The organism is Aliiroseovarius marinus (assembly GCF_050881025.1).
In the GTDB taxonomy this organism is placed as follows: Bacteria; Pseudomonadota; Alphaproteobacteria; order Rhodobacterales; family Rhodobacteraceae; genus Aliiroseovarius; species Aliiroseovarius marinus_A.
Genome location: NZ_JBNNXQ010000002.1, coordinates 320387 through 336849 on the forward strand (window position 1 = coordinate 320387; position 16463 = coordinate 336849).

Here is a 16463-nt window from a genome sequence, read left to right on the forward strand (position 1 = left end):
TTGCCTTGCCCGGTCAGTACCGTCGGTTTCGCCTGAGATCGCGGCAGGCCATACCTATCAGACAATCATCGATTTCTCGGCAGAAAATGACATAGGATGTATTGTGATTGGGTCCCGCAGGCTGGGGCTGAACGACTAGCTTCTGGGCACAAAGGCAGCCCGCGTGGTGCGCCATGCCCCCTGTGCCGTGCATGTCTATCGAAGCTCCTGACACCAAAGACGACAAACCATAAAGGCCAAATGATCATGAATATCGACAAGAAGATCACAGACGATCTGGTCGCAAACGACATTTCCTTTGTCACCACAGTGCCTTGCAAACAGCTGGCCGGGGTGATCGAGGAAATTGATCAGCGCGACGATATCTTTCACATTCCGTCGAACAAGGAAGACGAGGGTATGGGGCTGTGCGCCGGGGCCTGGATGGGGGGCAAGCGCCCGGCCATCATCATGCAAAACACCGCCATTGGCGTCACCATCAACACCTTGGCGACCCTGACGCAATATTACCGCCTGCCCCTGCCCATGCTGATTTCCTATCGTGGCGAGTTGCGCGAACCGGTGGCCTGTCAGGTCGAAATGGCCGTGCACACCAAAGCGCTTTTGGCGCAGCTCAACATCCCGACCTATCACTTCCACAAACAAAGTGACGTCGAAGAATTCGACACCATTCTGAAATACACCTTCATGTGTTCGAAACCCGTGGCGATCCTGACCGACGCCACCTTCTGGGGAGGCTACGGCGACCAATGATCCGTTCTGAAATCCTGCGTGATATCGCGCCCATCCTTCGTGACCAGCTTGTCGTCTGCAACATCGGCATTCCCAGCCAGGAACTGCACGCCATCGACGATCAACCGTCAAACTTCTACATGCTGGGCACCATGGGGCTTGCCTCATCCATTGGCCTTGGCCTTGCTTTGGCACAGCCCAAGACGGTGATCGTGATTGATGGGGACGGCTCGGTTCTGACCAACCTCGGCACGCTGCCCACCATCGGCAACAACGCCCCCGACAACTATATCCTGATGATCATCGACAACGGATCATATGGGTCCACCGGGGATCAGCCCACATATACCGGCAAGAAAACAGACCTTGCCGGCATGGCGCGGGCTGCGGGGTGCGACAATGTTGTGGTGGTGCAGGATGTGGGCACGGGCCCTGCGCTGCAAGAGGCCATCGACGGCGGAAAACCCACCGTGATGGTGGTGAAATGCGACAGCGGGAACGCCAAGATGCCGGTGATCACCATGGACCCAGTCATCATCCGTGATCGTTTCATGAAGGCGGTCGCTAGCTGATGAGGGCAAGCACCATCCACTGTGCCGATCAATGCGCACCGAAACCGAAAAGCTCTCGGCACGACCGGAGTTGACTTTGAACCGACATGCGTCGAGGCAGAGAAATCAGCCGTTGCTGGCCTCGAAGAGTTTCCGGTTTCCAGTCCATCCGCCCCGTTCTCAGCTGGGCTCGCGTTCAGGGTCCTTTGGGACATCAAGTGTCGACCACGTGTTGTCCTGCACGGGCTTCGGTGGTGTTTCACAGGTGCGGCTGTGGATGTTCACTTTCGCAATGAAGTTCGCAGAAACCGGTGCCGTCACGAAAAGAAAGGCCATGATCAACAGCTCATGATATGATGGCTCGCCCGCAGCAAGCGCTGAGAAGATAGAGGCCAGCAACAGCATCCCGATCCCAAGCGTTCCGACCTTGGTTGGTGCATGCAGCCGGGTCATCGGGTCGTTGAATTTCAACAGCCCCACCACGCCGACGACAATGAAGAAAGAGCCGATCAGAAGCGAGATCGCTGCCGCGAAAGTTGCCACGGTCGAGAGTGTCATTCGATAATATCTCCTCTCAGGATGAAGCGCGCCAAGGCGACGGTCGATACGAAGCCAAGCATCGCAACCAGCAAGGCCACTTCGAAATAAACCTTAAACCCCTGATAAATCCCCAGCACCACGACAAGGCCAAGGGCGTTGATCACCATTGTGTCGAGCGCCAAAATACGATCCGCTGTCGACGGGCCGATCACCAGTCTGACCATGGACAGAACCTGCCCAACCGCAAGAGCGATCAGGGTGATGACAAGGGCGGTATCAAGCAGTGCTTCGGCGGTAATCATGAGAAGATCTCCAAAAGACGGCGTTCGTAGCGGGTTTTGATATCATCCCGGACAGCGTCGGGATCGTCGGTGTGCAGAACATGCACAAGCAGGCTGTTGCCTTCGCTGGACAGGTCGGCCGAAACGGTTCCCGGCGTCAGGGTAATGGTTCCGGCCAGAACCGTGATCGCCTCGGGGTGTTTCAGTTCCAGCGGCACAACGATCCAGGCGGGCTTGAGCTTGGCGTTCGGGACCGAGATGACAATCCACGCGACCTGAATATTGGCGACCACGATGTCCCATAGCACGACAAAGCTATAGGTGATCATCTTGCCAAAATGGAACGACTTGGGCCGGTCGGGCCACCAAACCGCCGTGATCCGCGGGATGATGATACCAAGGATGATGCCGAAAACGACCATCCCGGCGGTGACCTTGTTCTGAAGAAGGACCCACGTGACCGCAAGGATCAACGTCAGAAGCGGATGCGGAAACAGCCAGTTGAAAACCCGCAGCATCTTAGTGCCCTCCCTTGTCGTCGCTCAGCTTGCCCGGCGTCTCCAGGACGATGGACATATAAGTTTCGTGATCAAAGAGCTCGGTCGCCACGGCACTGGTGTAGCTGTGGATCTTTCCGGCGAACACCGTGTGTGCGACCAGAAGGGCAAACAGGCCGCCGACAGCCACATAGCTGAGTGTTGCAGGCTTCTGAGCTTCCTCAACTGGCTCCGCCGCGGTCATGCCGTGGGCTTTCCAGAAGACAATGCTGCCCGCGCGTGCGAATCCCACGACGCTGACAAGGCTGGCCCCAAGGACAATCGCCCAGACCCAAACCACAAGGTCAGAGCCAGTTGAGGCGTCCAGAACCAGCAGTTTGCCAAGGAAGCCCGAAAGGGGCGGCAGGCCTGCCATTGCGATCGCTCCGACAAAGAACATGCCCGCGGTCATATGAGTGCCAATCATTGGCGGTTGGGGGGTCAGATCCAGATTGCCCCGACCTGTACGAACCAGATCAGCGATCAGGAACAGCGCAGCCCCGGCCAAGGTCGAATGGATGATGTAATAAAGTGCTGCGGCGATGCTTGCCGGATCAAACAGCGAGATCGCGACCATCACCATGCCCATCGAGCCGATGATCGAAAAGGCCACAAGCCGGTCCAGTTTGCGGGCAGCCAGCACACCGATCATACCGATGGCCAGCGATACCAGCGCGGCAGGCAGCAACCAAACCTCATGCAGACCCATCGTGGCCTCCAGCTCTGGCGGGAAGATCATCGTATAGACACGGATGATTGCATAGGCGCCAACCTTGGTCATGATCGCAAACAGCGCCGCCACCGGGGCCGGAGCCTCGGCATAGCTGGACGGCAGCCAGAAATGAAGCGGCACCAGGGCGGCCTTGATCGCAAAGACCATCAAAAGCAGGACCGCAGCGATGCGAATACCAACGGTTTCTTCCGCCCCGATCATGGCGACGCGGTTTGACAGGTCCGCCATATTCAGCGTGCCTGTTTCGGCATAGATCGAACCAAGCGCAAAGAGGAACAGGGTTGAACCGATCAGGTTGAACAGCACGTATTGCACCCCTGCCCGCAACCGTTCGTTGCCGCCTGCATGGATCATCAGGCCGTAAGACGCGATCAGCAGGACCTCGAAGAATACAAACAGGTTGAACAGGTCGCCCGTCAGAAAGGCGCCAATAATGCCCATCAGCTGGAACTGGAACAGCGCGTGGAAATGCCGCCCGCGATTGTCCCAGCCAGATCCGATGGCATAAAGCAGGACAAACAGCGCCAGAACCGAGGTCAGCAGCACCATCATCGTCGACAGGCGGTCCCCAACCAGCACAATCCCGAAGGGCGCGGCCCAGTTGCTGAGGCGATAGTAAAGAACCTCACCGCCTGAGACCTGCCAGACAAGCCACGCAGACAGGCCAACCAGGGCCACAACACCTGCCACCGAGAAAACACGCTGAATTCCGATGTGGTAGCGTGCAGCCAGCACAATGAAAGGTGCCAGAAAAGCGGGCATGACGATGGGAAGAATGATCCAGTGGCTCATTGATCGGCCTCCGATCCTTTGGGCTCTGCGGGGTCATCGACATGATCGTCATCCGATCCCAGATAGGCGCCAAGGCTGATCATCACGACGACGGCAGTCATGCCAAACGAGATCACGATTGCGGTCAGAACCAGGGCCTGCGGCAGCGGGTCCGTATAGGTCGTTGCACCATCGGTCAGAATGGGTGGGGCCCCAACGGTTAAACGACCGGAGGCAAACAAAAAGACATTCACCGCATAGGTCAGCAGGGACATGCCAAGGATCACCGGGAAAGTTCTCAGCCGCAGGACCAGATAGATTCCGGCAGCAGTCAGAACACCGATTGCGGAGGCGACAAGCAATTCCATATCAGTTGTCCCCTTTCATGTCGGCTGTGCCATCGTCAGCGGGTACATTGCGCGATGGGTCAATATCCATTGGATGCTCGCTTTCAGGTTTGTCCACGCGTCGCGCCAGTCTCGAGAAGCTTTCCAAAGACAGCATCACGGCACCGACGACGGCGAGGAAGACACCAAGGTCAAATAGGGCGGCCGTGGCCAGTTCAAACTTGTGGAACGGCGGGATGCGCACATAGGTGAAGTCCGAGGTCAGGAATGGCTTGCCGACAAACCACGACCCAATTCCAGTGAAACCCGCGACCAGAACCCCCGCGCCAATAACCCCGTGATAGGGATACCTCAGCCGGGCCGTGGCCCAAGAGAATCCGCTTGCCATATATTGCATCACCATGGCGATCGAGACGATCAGACCAGCGATAAACCCGCCGCCCGGTTCGTTGTGGCCGCGCAGGAAGATGTAGAAACCAACAAGCAGAACCACCGGCATGATCACGCGGGTCAATACGACCATCATCATCGGGTGCATATCGCCCGAGCGCGCCTGATCGGGGACGCGGTTTAGCAGGCGACGACGAACCGGGCCATCCAACAGGGTCTCGGTCAGCGCATAGATCAGCAGCGCGGCGATGCCCAGCACGATGATCTCGCCGTAGGTGTCAAAACCACGGAAGTCGACAAGGATCACGTTCACAACGTTGGTGCCGCCTCCGCCTTTATAGGAGTTGGCAAGGTGATATTCCGAAATCGACGTCGCAACCGTGTCGCGCAGCATATAGTGATAGGCCAGCGCGAATGTCGCCACACCAGCCGCCACCGCGACGCCCGCATCGCGCACGCGCCGCAAAGGCGTGCTTTCTGTCGGTGTTCGGTTCGGAAGGAAGTTCAGTGCCAGAAGCAGCAGGATGATTGTCACCACTTCGACGGTGAACTGCGTCATCGCAAGGTCAGGCGCACTCAGATAGACAAACCCGATCGAGACCATCAGCCCCACGATCCCGATCAGGATCAGCGCGAGCAGGCGGTTGCGATGCATCAAAACCAATCCCGCCGTCGCGGCCACAAGCATCGCCCAGCCCGCAATCGGAACCGGCCCAGAGGCTTGCAACTCTCGCACCGGGGCGGCGACGGTGCCGGTTGCCCAAGCGTGGTAACCCACCGCAATCATCGTCACGATGCCAATCATCGCATAGCGCGTGAATGAACCATTGTGCAGCGGATGGGTCAGCACCTGCGCCAAACGCACCACGGCGTCGATGATCGCCTCGAAGATCACCTTGGCCTCGGGGCGCGGTGTGGTCTCCCAGATTTTCAGCAGCGGTTTGAACACCAACATAAGGGAAAGACCGCCAACGACCGCGATGATTGACATGTAAAGCGCAGGCACCAAACCGTGCCAGATCTTGATGTATTTGGTTTTCAACTCTGCCGCTTCGCCGATCACAGCCTTGGCGACCATGAAGACGAAATCCTGCACCAGGAACGGTGCAACACCGATCACAACCACCAGAACCACCAGAATGGCTGGCGGCAACCACATACCCGCACCGGGATCATGCGGTTTGGTGGGGTAGTCGTCGCGCACCCGGCCAAGGAAGGTGTGCCCAATAAAGCGGAAGCAATAGGCCGCCGAGAAAAGCGAACCAACGGTCGCCATTACGGGCACCAGCCAGTGGTTGCCGAAAAGAACCGTGTGATGTGCCTCTTCCAGCATCATCTCTTTCGAGAGGAAACCGTTCAAAAACGGGATGCCTGCCATCGAAAGTGCGGCAAGGGTTGCGATGGTGAATGTCACCGGCATCAGATGGCGAAGACCGCCAAGGCGACGGATATCGCGGGTATGGGCTTCGTGATCCACGATCCCTGCCGACATGAAAAGCGCAGCCTTGAAAGTCGCGTGGTTGAGGATATGGAACACTGCCGCCAACGCGCCAAAGGCCGTGCCGGTGCCCAAAAGCATGGTGATCAGACCCAGATGGCTGACGGTTGAAAAGGCCAGCAAAGCCTTCAAATCATGTTTGAACAGCGCGATCACCGCGCCCAGAACCATCGTAATCAGGCCAGCGGTCGTGACGATATAGAACCACTCGGGCGTGCCCGACAGAACGGGCCACATCCGCGCCATCAGGAAAATACCTGCCTTCACCATCGTGGCAGAGTGCAGATAGGCGGAAACAGGTGTCGGCGCCGCCATCGCATGCGGCAGCCAGAAATGGAACGGGAATTGCGCTGACTTGGTGAAGCAACCCAAAAGGATCAGCAGAAGCGCCGGAACGTAAAGCGGGTCGGCCTGAATGGCCTCGCGGTTCTGCAAGATGACGCTTAGGTCATAGCTGCCGACGATCTGACCAAGGATCAGCATGCCACCGATCATCGCCAAGCCCCCCATGCCAGTAACGGTCAGCGCCATTCGTGCGCCCTGCCGTCCCTCGGGAAGGTGTTTCCAATAACCGATCAACAGGAAGGAGGCGAGCGACGTCATCTCCCAGAACACCAGCAAAAGCAGGATGTTATCACTTAGAACAATCCCCACCATCGCGCCCTGGAACAGCAAGAGGTAGGTGAAAAACTCGCCCATATTGTCGTCGCGGCTCAGATAATGCTTGCCATAGGCAATGATCAAAAGCCCGATGCCAAGGATCAAAAAGGCGAAGAAAAAGCCCAAACCATCCAGCATCAACGTGAAGTTCAGGCCAAGCTCCGGCATCCAGTTGGCCCGCGCCATGACCACTTCGCCTGCCAACACAGTGGGTAGGTTCGTCAACAAACCGACAAAAGCCATGAGCGTGACCGTAAAGGTGATACCAGCGCAGGCGGTGCGCCCTGCAGAGTTCATGATCCCCGGCAACAAAGCGCCAAAGAAAGGGAGAGCGACGAGGAGAAAAAGTGACACGACCCGTTCCTAAGTTATCAGATTGTTACCAACGGGAAAGAGGTCCACTCGACCCCCCTCCTCTTTTGAAGACAGCACCGAGCGCCATGGTTTTTCGTAGACTGGCAGTCCGGCACAGACTCGGCACCAAGTGACGTCGGGACAATCACCAATTCGCACCTTTTAGGGAGCCTATTGTTCACTTCATTCGAAGAGTAAAGGTCGAATTTCAAGGTCATCTTCGCCAACAGCTGTTCTAGTTTCTATTCTGTTATCATCATCTGTCGCGAGCAACAAATGGAGTGTCCGTGAGTGAGCGCATGCAACTATAGACCTACGGGATTTCGACGTGAAGTGGTGGTCTGAAAGTGCCCGTGGGTAGATTTTTTCGGAGAGTTGTTGGGGTGAGACGATAAACGTCAATTTGGGCGAACCACATATCTAGAAGTTGCCCTGTTCATCGGTGAAGGGAGTACTTCTTCAATAGAAGGAAGTGCCCACACTGTGCAAATTTGGCCTTCCCGGCTTGATATATTTCGAGGCAGATATGTCTTTGATATAACGGCAATAGCCCCGCTTTCCCTGCAGTCCCGACCTTTGGTTTTCGGGGCCCGCTGGCGCAGCATCGCTTAGCAAATCGGCATGTTTGTCGTCGCGGCGCTGCGCAAGTCACTTAACTGGTCTATTGCTGGTGTCGGCTGGCTTCTAACCGAGATCACAGTTTCTCTGAAGGCGGGTCAGATCACCAAGACCTAGGGCGAAGCTGACTTTGGTGGCATTGTTTCGGATGCCCATTTTGCACAATAGCAAAAAAACACTGCGTGCGGGATGCGTTTTCTGCGGCAACATCGCTTAGGAACGGCGACACAATCAGACCGAAATTGAGCATGAAACACACTCGATTGTTCAAGTGTCGATCGTCGCCTAGATTCGCGCAGGAAATCTGAGCATCATCAAAGAACTCTATTCATCGACAGACAGGATGCGTGAACGCGTCAGGAAGTGGGTCGTCCGGCCGTTGTCCAGACTAAAGCCCGCACCGGTTCCTGGCCCGGCATCTAGGATCATCTGAGAGTTCTGCCAAAGCTCCGCGATGGACGGCGCCGCCCAGATGCCGGCGTTGTCTGCCTCGCCCAGTTTGACGTCATTCACGCCAATCATGACGTCAGCTTCGCGAAAGCACATGGGCCCGGTGCCATCACAGCACCCGGCCGAGATTTTGAAAACAACATCGCCGTGTTCGGCCCGAATTTCTTCAAGCAGCGCCAACGCGGCTTCGGTTACGACAACTTTCTCCACTTCGTCCACCATCGTACGGCTCCTTCTTGGTGAAGTCAGCGTAGTCGGTAAGTGCCACCGGCAGTATGCGACCAAAGTCTAAAGGCGTCGGCGCTGAAAACTCATTCGGAAATCGCCGCGTTGTCCTGCGTTGTGATGCTTGTCAGATAGGCAATGATGAAATCCTGCACCGTGCGATCTTCGATGCCGACATGGCGCATTTTTGTTCCGGGCATGAAGCCATCATTGTCTTCCATCCACGCACGCAGCGCAGCAGGTGTCCAGACGATGCCAGAGGCCTCAAGACTGGTTGAATAGTCATAGTCTTGCACCATACCCGCACCGCGCCCGACGATATTTTCAAGCGGCGGGCCATAGCTGGGACCCGAGGCCTCTGCGGCATGACACTTGCGGCATTCGGAGTTGTACAGCTTTTCTCCGGCCTCGATCTTGATCTTTTCAAAGGTGGTTTCAGCCAAGGCGGGCGAAGCGCAAACGGCAAAGCAAGCGAAGCTGAGGGTACGGGCGAGATGTTTCATTGGGACCTCCGATTTGATGCCCGACCATAGAATGCGGCACATGTGGTCCGTTTGACGCAGGTCAACAAAACAAGGCGAATTCTCTACGACTTTAGTCGTAGGCGCCGTTCAGAAAATTGTGGTTCGGGCTATTGGCCACTTGTCTTTAGTGCGGCCAACTCAGCTTTCAGCGCATCGTTTTCTGTCTGAAGCTCTGCCGCATAGCGCTCAGTTGCGGCGTTCGCAACCTCGACCGGCACAAAGGGCGGAATGTATTTCGGACAGTTCCAATCCATTGCAACAATGTCGATGACCAGCAGACGCTCGGCGGGAACACCTTCTGTCGGAAACTGCGCAAGGATTTCGGGGTCCGCATCCGCGAGTCGCTGCAGCGTGGCACGTCCCTGCAGTTTCATACGGGCACGTCGCATGTAATCCATCAAGAACACCGAAACGCGCGGGTCTTGCGCGACATGTCCCATGGTGATGAACTGTCGATTGCCGACATAGTCAAGGCAGGCCACGCGGGTCGGGCCGATCACTTTCAGAAACCCAACCGGCCCGCCGCGATGCTGGATATAGGGCCAACCGTCGGGGTTCACGCTCGCGATATAAAAGCTTTGGCGCGACTGGATGAACGCAATGTCATCTTCGCTGAGTGCGGTTTGCGTGCGGCGTTGATAGTTGGCCTTGTGAATGCCGTGGCACCCTTCCGCCTTCTGTATCTCGGCAACTTGGCCACGAAACATCAGGTCTGCGTAGTTTTCCATTCTGGCGATCCTGTTCTTTGGCGGGCGCTAGGTCAGAAAGCGAGAGGGTGGTTGTATTTCCAACTGTCCGCATCCGGGGTGACACTTTCCAGATCATAGTCATTGTCGATCAGATGCTGCGCGCGTGGCTGGCCCATGGCGGCGGCGCTTTCGATCATCTTCCGCCCCTCTTTTTCATTCCGAGCCACCCCGCGTCCGCGCAGCAGGTTCAGGCCGTGATTGAACATGCCCACCTCGCTGCCCGCCTCGGCGGCTCGGCGGTCCCATTCGGCGGCAGCGGCAGGATCCTCTGGCCCCGCCAAACCGTTGTCAGCCATCCATGACAGCCACGTCATACCCTGCGGGCTGGCGAACTCGTCCACGGAGCCTTCGAACAGCCGTTTCGCTTCGTCATGCAGCCCGGCCTTCGCCGCGAAGTACCCCATGGCGTATTCCATGGGATGAGACTCTCCGTGTTCAAGCCGTTCCAACGCACCATGAAGGGTCAGCTCTTCGGGGTTGTGGGTGCCAAATTCATCTGACGTCATTTCCCTACTTTCGGCACAGGCGGCCCCGGCGGCAAACAACATGGCAAAGCTTATTTCCATCGATCTCTTCAGGGTCATCGGAACCTCTCTGACAATCTGCGGCCACATCTAAGTGGTCCAAAGCTGGTGACAGACTACCGCGTCTACCGCTTTCAATCCACGACTGGGATGTCCGACCAAAGTCGGGGGTGTCGAAACCGCTTCTGGGGTCCATGCTCTCGCCATCTGAACTTCATTCACCAATCTTGGGAGGAGACGTTATGAATGAGATGGCTCAAGAGGCAGGCACTTTCGCCTCACCCTTCAAAAATCGCTATGACAACTTCATCGGCGGCAAATTTGTTGCTCCGGTAAATGGAAAGTACTTTGAGAATGTGACGCCGATCACCGGTGCGGCTGTGTGCGAAGTGGCCCGCTCGGATGCCGCTGATGTCGAACTTGCTCTGGACGCAGCCCATGCTGCGAAAGAAGCCTGGGGTCGCACCTCGGCTGCCGAGCGTTCGAACATCCTGCTGAAGATCGCTGACCGGATCGAAGAGAACCTCGAGATCATCGCAACCGCCGAGACTTGGGATAACGGTAAGCCGATCCGCGAAACCACCGCCGCTGACATTCCGCTTTCGGTCGACCACTTCCGTTACTTCGCAGGTGTTCTGCGCAGCCAGGAAGGCACCATGTCGGAAATCGACGCGGATACAGTTGCCTACCACTATCACGAGCCTCTGGGCGTTGTGGGTCAGATCATCCCGTGGAACTTCTCGATCCTGATGGCGGCTTGGAAACTGGCACCCGCGCTGGCCGCAGGTAACTGCATCGTTCTGAAGCCTGCAGAACAGACGCCGGCTGCGATCATGGTGCTGATGGAAATCATAGCGGACCTGCTGCCAGATGGCGTTCTGAACATCGTCAACGGCTATGGTGCGGAAGTTGGCGCACCGCTGGCGCGTTCCAACCGCATTGCCAAGATCGCCTTTACGGGCTCGACCGAAACCGGCCGCCTGATCATGCAAGCCGCGACCGAGAACCTGATCCCGGTCACGCTGGAACTGGGTGGCAAGTCGCCCAACATCTTCTTCTCGGACGTTATGGCCGAAGATGATGCGTTCCTGGATAAAGCCGTCGAAGGCTTCGTTCTGTTTGCCTTCAACCAAGGCGAGGTCTGCACCTGCCCCTCGCGTGCACTGGTTCAGGAAGACATCTATGAAGAGTTCATGGCCCGCTGCATTGAGCGCGTAAAAGCGATCAAACAAGGTGACCCGCGTCTTGGCGACACCATGGTTGGCGCGCAGGCCAGCCAGGAACAGCAGGACAAGATCATGTCCTACCTGACCATCGGCCGCGAAGAAGGTGCCGAGGTTCTGGTCGGTGGCGATGCCGCTCGCTTCAACGGCGACATCTCGGGTGGCTTCTACATCCAGCCGACCATCCTGAAAGGCCACAACAAGATGCGCGTCTTCCAGGAAGAGATCTTTGGCCCGGTTGTGTCGGTCACGACCTTCAAGGACGAAGAAGAAGCGCTGCAGATCGCAAATGACACGATGTACGGCCTTGGCGCTGGCGTCTGGTCGCGTGATGCCAACCGCTGCTACCGCTTTGGTCGCGCGATCGAAGCCGGGCGTGTGTGGGTGAACAACTACCACGCCTATCCGGCCCATGCGGCCTTTGGCGGCTACAAGCAGTCGGGTATCGGGCGCGAGACTCACAAGATGATGCTGGATCATTACCAGCAAACGAAGAACGTCTTGATGAGCTACAACCCCAACAAACTGGGCTTCTTCTAGGATCACTCCCGCCGTGGCAGCCCCATGACCTGTCACGAAAACTGGAAACCCGCCTCTTCGAAGGCGGGTTTTTCTCTTTCGCCGAAGGCTTAGGTTTGAGCGTTTGATCGGCTTGCCAACAGGCCGCCGACAAGCTCCTGCAGATCCTCCACATCCAGTGGTTTATAGCGCAGGAACACACCTTGCTGGTGCGCTTCGCGTGCAAGCTCAGGCGACCTGTTCGCGGTCAACAAAACGCACAGAAGCGGGCCGTGTTTGCCACGCAGATTGCCAATCAAGTCGAGCCCGTTTTCGTTGTCGTCCAGATGGTAATCTACAAGAAAGATGTCAGGCAAAATTCCAAGCTCAGCGATCTGGGCCTCGGCCTCTTCCAGGGACGCAGCGATCAATGGCGCTGCGCCCCAGATCTCTAGCACCCGTTCCATGGCGTCTTGCACGGTCGGGTCGTTTTCAATCACCATGATCAATGCGTTCTTAAGCGACACTGGGATGTCCCGGCTGGGCTGCACAGTCTCGACGGCCAACTCTTCCTGCTCTGCGAGCGGGAGTGATACGCGAATGGAGGTGCCCACCCCAACTGTCGAGGTCAGCTCCAGCTCATGCTGCAGCATCCCGCAGGCGCGTTCCACGATGGCAAGCCCAAGCCCCATCGCGGATTCGGTCGCTTGGCCGGGATCGGACCTGTGGAACTCCTTGAAGACCAGTTCTTGTTCTTCGGCGGGTATTCCAATGCCGGTGTCGATGACAAAGACATCGATGCCTTCTTTGCGGTGGCGCGCACCAACCAATACGCGGCCCGTTTCCGTGTAGCGGATCGCATTTGACACAAGGTTCTGCAGAATGCGGCGAAGGTAAACAGGGTCGGATTTCACCCGGGCCTTGGTCGGTACAACAGCAAGATCAAGCCCTTTCTCGGCGGCGGCGCCTGAGAACTCTTCCAGCAATCGATCAAATATCTGATCCAACGAAAACTCCGAGATGTTCAGAGCTGCCTGCCCGGAATCGAGTTTCGAGATGTCCAGGAGCGCGCCCAATATCGTCTCGACCGAGTGAAAACTTTGCGAAATTCGCCCGACGATCGTCCCCTGTTTCGGATCAAGTTCGGTGTGTTCCAGAGACGAAATGAACAGCTTGGCTGCGTTCACCGGTTGCAGCAAATCATGGCTGGCCGCCGCAACAAATCGCGATTTGGACGCATTGGCCCGTTCCGCGGAATCCCGAGCGGCCCGAAGTTCGTCAGTCCGTTCAACAACACGCTGCTCAAGCGTTTCGTTGACCTGATGTAGGTCCTTATAGGTCTGACGCAGCTTGGTGACATCGTTGAACGAGACAAGGAATGAGCCATCCGCCATTTCCTGCCCGACAACATCGTATTGGAAGCCATTCATGGCCTCTAACTCGCAACGCAATATCTCGCGGTTCTTGTGGATTGACGCCCAGTCGAAGACCACTTGTGGCTGGCTTTCGGGGGTGAAGACGACACCCGGTTCAAACAGCCGTTCGAACCGGGCCAGGCGCATCCCAGCACGTGCAAGCCTGCGATGAATCTTCAGAATTTCGATGGCCGCATCGTTCCATTCGATCAGCTTTCTATCCGCGTCAAAGATCAAGACGCCCTGTTCGATATGCTCAAGCGTGGCTTTGACGATCTTGGCTTGCTGGTCCAGAATTTTGGCGCGCTCTTCACGCTCAAGCCGGGTATGGTCGGTAATATCCGTCTGCAGGACAATCGTTCCGCCATCCGGCGTGTTCTGCTCACTGATCTGCAGCCAAAGATCGTCTTTCAGTTCGAGTGTGAAGTTCACCGAGTTGCTTTCGTGAACAGCAAGGCGCTGGTTCACCCAGTCTTCAACCGACATGCCGCCGGGACGCACGATATACGCGCTGCCCGCCGTCAGACGAAGGTAGTCTTCAAAGCTCATACCCCGCTTGATCTCGCCCACCACGTCCGGAAACATCGTCGAGAACCGCGAGTTCTTCATCACCAACGTTTCGCTGGCGTCGAAAATCGCAAATCCTTCCTGAATCGTTTCAACAGCTGACGACAAATCCTGCCGGGCTTTCTCGGCCTCGCGCTGGGCTGCTGCAAGCTGCGCATTCGTGGCATGAAGCACATCCAGCGCTTCCTCAAGCTTGCTGGTTCGCTGCTGAACTTCGCCTTCCAAAGCAATCGCGCGCTCGAAATGCATGTACCCCTTGGCGCTGTCGACGGTCGCCCGTTCCACGCGAGACATCAGCTTGTCGACAATGACCTTGAGCTTTTCGTTTTCGCGCTCAAGGCTGTCGGTTGCCTTCAAAAGGCCATCTGTCGAATGCGGGTCACTCATGGTCAGGTGGATAAATCGCTATTCCAGTAAGGGTTTGATTTACATGCAGCATATTGTGCTGTTCGCCATAGGTTGAGAACCCAACAACACGGTGTTTTCTCAGCTCTGCTGACATATTGATAACTTCTTGTTTTTGCTCGGCCTCAAGCCGTCGAAGGATGCAATCACACGCAAAAATCAGGTCCGGTTCACGATCCGCCGACAGCTTTCCGAGCACCTCTTTGAGATGCTCAGAGATGTTTCTGGCCTTTGCAACCGTCAGCACCATGCCTTCATCAATAGACGCGAAAAACCTAAGATGTCCGTTTTCCTCGACACGCTGGATGGCGCGCACATGGTGTTGGTCGCCGACTGAGACAACGATCGGATGCGAGGCAAAAATGAACGGAGACAGCTGGTTCGGGTCAATGCCGACGATCCGCGCATATTCGGGCGCGGCGGGTTCGGCGTTGATCTCGGTCACAAGGCGTTTTTCAGGGATTGCGCCCGTCACGACCAATCGTTTCTCGGATGATTCAAAATGGTCCTCTCGGAACACCTCGAACCGACAATCGCTGCGGACAACGAGCACGATCGCGGCCTTGTCGCGGACTTGTCCATTATAGAAAACCGGCGCGCGTTCAAACCGCAACCCGTCGCCTGACGATCCGCCAAACAGTTGGGTCGACCCAAGCGCTGTCGAGATGTTCAGAACAAACGCATCCTCACGGCGTGACAGGCCGTCCACCAGAAGAAACGCGAACTCGTTTTTAAAATCATGCCGTTGTGCCTGTGCGTCATGGCGAAGAGCCAAGACTTCGCGACCAATCGCAACCTCGTCCGGATCATCAAGGGCTTCAAAAATGCGCGCGCTCGCAGCGAAATGCGATTGCGGGAAAGCAAGCGCGACAATCTTGTGTTCGCTATAGCCTTCGTCGCAGATTTCGCCTGCCGTACGCGCGCCCAAAATATGCGGGGAATCCAATTCCTTCTGCAATTCTGCAGTAAAGTGCTCCAATTCCACAGCGGGAGACGCTAAAACGATAATACAGGCATAGGATCCGTCACCCAATGCCTTGACCAGTTCCGCGACTGGATCCGTTTCAGCCAACAAATCGACCGATACGGTCTTGACGATGCTCGCGTCAGACTCGCTCAATCAGGTCCCCTCCCTGGAAATCTAGCAGCCGCCGGTTTCCCCCGTCAGCGAAGCATAGCTGACTTTTTTCGCGAGTAATACAGCTTGCGTCCTGTTTTGGACCCCAAGCTTGCGCATGATCGCGGTCAGATGCGCCTTCACCGTGGTTTCGGCAATGGAAAGGTCATAGGCGATCTGCTTGTTGAGCTTGCCTTCGCATATCAGGTTCAGAATGACTGATTGCTGGGGTGTGAGGCTGGACAGTTTCTCGACCACCGCCTGATTTTCCTGCGACAGTCCCCCGCCCTGCGGCGCGACAAAGTCTTCTGGTGTATAGATTTCCCCATCCGCTACGATCTGGAATGCGCGCACAAGTTCTTCACGCGGGCTGCCTTTGGGGACAAACCCAACGGCGCCGGAATCCAGAACGCTTGACGTCACGCGGTTGTCCGAGATCGACGACACAACGACGATCTTCGCGTCAGGAACAGCCGAGCGCAGCCGGATCAGGCCATCAACGCCGTCCACGTCCGGCAGGTTCAAATCCAGCACGATAAGATCGGGCGCGGCGTCTGCGACTCGTTTTAGAGCTTCCTTTAGTGTCGAGGCGGTTTGGATAAGGGGGGCGTCGAAAATCTCTCCGACGGTCATGGCCATCGCGTCGCAAAACAACGGGTGATCGTCGATCAACAACAATCTTAGTTCGCTTGTGTCACCGAAACTCGGCATGACGACCTCTGCCATTTTCATGTTCGCCTCTAAATTAAATAACG

16 protein-coding genes are annotated in these 16463 nt (G+C 56.6%); 3 read left to right on the plus strand and 13 right to left on the minus strand.

What is annotated here, in order from left to right:
• The first annotated feature begins 246 nt into the window (after nucleotides 1-246).
• Together comD and comE are read left to right on the plus strand one after the other, a co-directional pair.
• On the plus strand, nucleotides 247-753 hold the full coding sequence (gene comD, locus ACRY08_RS07015) for a sulfopyruvate decarboxylase subunit alpha (protein ID WP_432449182.1): 507 nt from the start codon (nucleotides 247-249) through the stop codon (nucleotides 751-753).
• Nucleotides 750-1304, plus strand: coding sequence for a sulfopyruvate decarboxylase subunit beta (comE, locus tag ACRY08_RS07020; protein ID WP_432449183.1), 555 nt, complete (start codon nucleotides 750-752; stop codon nucleotides 1302-1304). Before comD ends, comE begins: the two co-directional genes overlap by 4 nt.
• A gap of 159 nt (nucleotides 1305-1463) precedes the next feature.
• On the opposite strand, the gene mnhG is transcribed toward comE, so the two are convergent.
• The 10 genes from mnhG to ACRY08_RS07070 all read right to left on the minus strand — a co-directional run bounded on the left by mnhG (nucleotide 1464) and on the right by ACRY08_RS07070 (nucleotide 10543).
• Entirely contained in the window at nucleotides 1464-1841 is a 378-nt protein-coding gene (gene mnhG / locus ACRY08_RS07025) for a monovalent cation/H(+) antiporter subunit G (protein WP_432449185.1), read from the minus strand.
• Complete coding sequence (locus ACRY08_RS07030) at nucleotides 1838-2125, minus strand: K+/H+ antiporter subunit F (RefSeq protein WP_432449187.1); 288 nt, start codon at nucleotides 2123-2125, stop codon at nucleotides 1838-1840. The genes mnhG and ACRY08_RS07030 overlap by 4 nt, the downstream gene beginning before the upstream one ends.
• Nucleotides 2122-2622, minus strand: coding sequence for a Na+/H+ antiporter subunit E (locus ACRY08_RS07035; protein WP_432449189.1), 501 nt, complete (start codon nucleotides 2620-2622; stop codon nucleotides 2122-2124). Before ACRY08_RS07035 ends, ACRY08_RS07030 begins: the two co-directional genes overlap by 4 nt.
• A 1-nt stretch (nucleotide 2623) precedes the next feature.
• A complete protein-coding gene (locus ACRY08_RS07040) occupies nucleotides 2624-4165 on the minus strand; it encodes a monovalent cation/H+ antiporter subunit D (RefSeq protein WP_432449190.1) in 1542 nt (513 codons plus the stop codon).
• A complete protein-coding gene (locus ACRY08_RS07045) occupies nucleotides 4162-4512 on the minus strand; it encodes a Na+/H+ antiporter subunit C (protein WP_432449192.1) in 351 nt (116 codons plus the stop codon). The genes ACRY08_RS07040 and ACRY08_RS07045 overlap by 4 nt, the downstream gene beginning before the upstream one ends.
• Nucleotide 4513: 1 nt before the next feature.
• Nucleotides 4514-7393: a monovalent cation/H+ antiporter subunit A gene (locus tag ACRY08_RS07050; RefSeq protein ID WP_432449194.1), complete on the minus strand. Its 2880-nt coding sequence runs from the start codon at nucleotides 7391-7393 to the stop codon at nucleotides 4514-4516.
• Nucleotides 7394-8335: 942 nt separating this feature from the next.
• Nucleotides 8336-8683 carry a DUF779 domain-containing protein gene (locus ACRY08_RS07055; RefSeq protein ID WP_432449195.1) on the minus strand — a complete coding sequence of 116 codons (348 nt, stop codon included), beginning with the start codon at nucleotides 8681-8683 and terminating at the stop codon, nucleotides 8336-8338.
• A gap of 89 nt (nucleotides 8684-8772) precedes the next feature.
• The gene (locus ACRY08_RS07060) at nucleotides 8773-9189 is read right to left on the minus strand and encodes a c-type cytochrome (RefSeq protein WP_432449196.1); all 417 of its coding nucleotides are present in this window, start codon (nucleotides 9187-9189) and stop codon (nucleotides 8773-8775) included.
• Nucleotides 9190-9317: 128 nt separating this feature from the next.
• Nucleotides 9318-9938 (minus strand): pyridoxamine 5'-phosphate oxidase family protein, encoded by a 621-nt coding sequence (locus ACRY08_RS07065; protein WP_432449198.1) that lies wholly within the window; start codon nucleotides 9936-9938, stop codon nucleotides 9318-9320.
• 32 nt (nucleotides 9939-9970) lie between these two features.
• Nucleotides 9971-10543, minus strand: coding sequence for a tetratricopeptide repeat protein (locus tag ACRY08_RS07070; RefSeq protein ID WP_432449200.1), 573 nt, complete (start codon nucleotides 10541-10543; stop codon nucleotides 9971-9973).
• 182 nt (nucleotides 10544-10725) lie between these two features.
• On the opposite strand from ACRY08_RS07070, the gene adh reads away from it, so the two are divergent.
• Nucleotides 10726-12246, plus strand: coding sequence for an aldehyde dehydrogenase (gene adh, locus ACRY08_RS07075; RefSeq protein WP_432449202.1), 1521 nt, complete (start codon nucleotides 10726-10728; stop codon nucleotides 12244-12246).
• A gap of 89 nt (nucleotides 12247-12335) precedes the next feature.
• Here adh and ACRY08_RS07080 read toward each other — a convergent pair whose 3' ends face one another.
• From ACRY08_RS07080 to ACRY08_RS07090, 3 genes are read right to left on the minus strand one after another with little or no spacing between them, the layout of a single operon-like run.
• Nucleotides 12336-14573, minus strand: coding sequence for a PAS-domain containing protein (locus ACRY08_RS07080; protein ID WP_432449204.1), 2238 nt, complete (start codon nucleotides 14571-14573; stop codon nucleotides 12336-12338).
• On the minus strand, nucleotides 14566-15711 hold the full coding sequence (locus tag ACRY08_RS07085) for an FIST N-terminal domain-containing protein (protein ID WP_432449205.1): 1146 nt from the start codon (nucleotides 15709-15711) through the stop codon (nucleotides 14566-14568). Before ACRY08_RS07085 ends, ACRY08_RS07080 begins: the two co-directional genes overlap by 8 nt.
• Nucleotides 15712-15732: 21 nt before the next feature.
• On the minus strand, nucleotides 15733-16440 hold the full coding sequence (locus ACRY08_RS07090) for a LuxR C-terminal-related transcriptional regulator (RefSeq protein WP_432449206.1): 708 nt from the start codon (nucleotides 16438-16440) through the stop codon (nucleotides 15733-15735).
• Nucleotides 16441-16463 lie beyond the last annotated feature (23 nt).

Excerpts from the sequence above, each read along its gene's own strand:
- ACRY08_RS07070 (WP_432449200.1), bottom strand. The coding sequence starts at position 10,543 with ATGACCCTGAAGAGATCGATGGAAATAAGCTTTGCCATGTTGTTTGCC.
- ACRY08_RS07035 (WP_432449189.1), bottom strand. The coding sequence starts at position 2,622 with ATGCTGCGGGTTTTCAACTGGCTGTTTCCGCATCCGCTTCTGACGTTG.
- comE (WP_432449183.1), top strand. The coding sequence starts at position 750 with ATGATCCGTTCTGAAATCCTGCGTGATATCGCGCCCATCCTTCGTGAC.
- ACRY08_RS07090 (WP_432449206.1), bottom strand. The coding sequence starts at position 16,440 with ATGAAAATGGCAGAGGTCGTCATGCCGAGTTTCGGTGACACAAGCGAA.
- adh (WP_432449202.1), top strand. The coding sequence starts at position 10,726 with ATGAATGAGATGGCTCAAGAGGCAGGCACTTTCGCCTCACCCTTCAAA.
- ACRY08_RS07065 (WP_432449198.1), bottom strand. The coding sequence starts at position 9,938 with ATGGAAAACTACGCAGACCTGATGTTTCGTGGCCAAGTTGCCGAGATA.
- mnhG (WP_432449185.1), bottom strand. The coding sequence starts at position 1,841 with ATGACACTCTCGACCGTGGCAACTTTCGCGGCAGCGATCTCGCTTCTG.
- ACRY08_RS07055 (WP_432449195.1), bottom strand. The coding sequence starts at position 8,683 with ATGGTGGACGAAGTGGAGAAAGTTGTCGTAACCGAAGCCGCGTTGGCG.
- ACRY08_RS07045 (WP_432449192.1), bottom strand. The coding sequence starts at position 4,512 with ATGGAATTGCTTGTCGCCTCCGCAATCGGTGTTCTGACTGCTGCCGGA.
- ACRY08_RS07080 (WP_432449204.1), bottom strand. The coding sequence starts at position 14,573 with ATGAGTGACCCGCATTCGACAGATGGCCTTTTGAAGGCAACCGACAGC.
- ACRY08_RS07040 (WP_432449190.1), bottom strand. The coding sequence starts at position 4,165 with ATGAGCCACTGGATCATTCTTCCCATCGTCATGCCCGCTTTTCTGGCA.
- comD (WP_432449182.1), top strand. The coding sequence starts at position 247 with ATGAATATCGACAAGAAGATCACAGACGATCTGGTCGCAAACGACATT.
- ACRY08_RS07060 (WP_432449196.1), bottom strand. The coding sequence starts at position 9,189 with ATGAAACATCTCGCCCGTACCCTCAGCTTCGCTTGCTTTGCCGTTTGC.
- ACRY08_RS07030 (WP_432449187.1), bottom strand. The coding sequence starts at position 2,125 with ATGATTACCGCCGAAGCACTGCTTGATACCGCCCTTGTCATCACCCTG.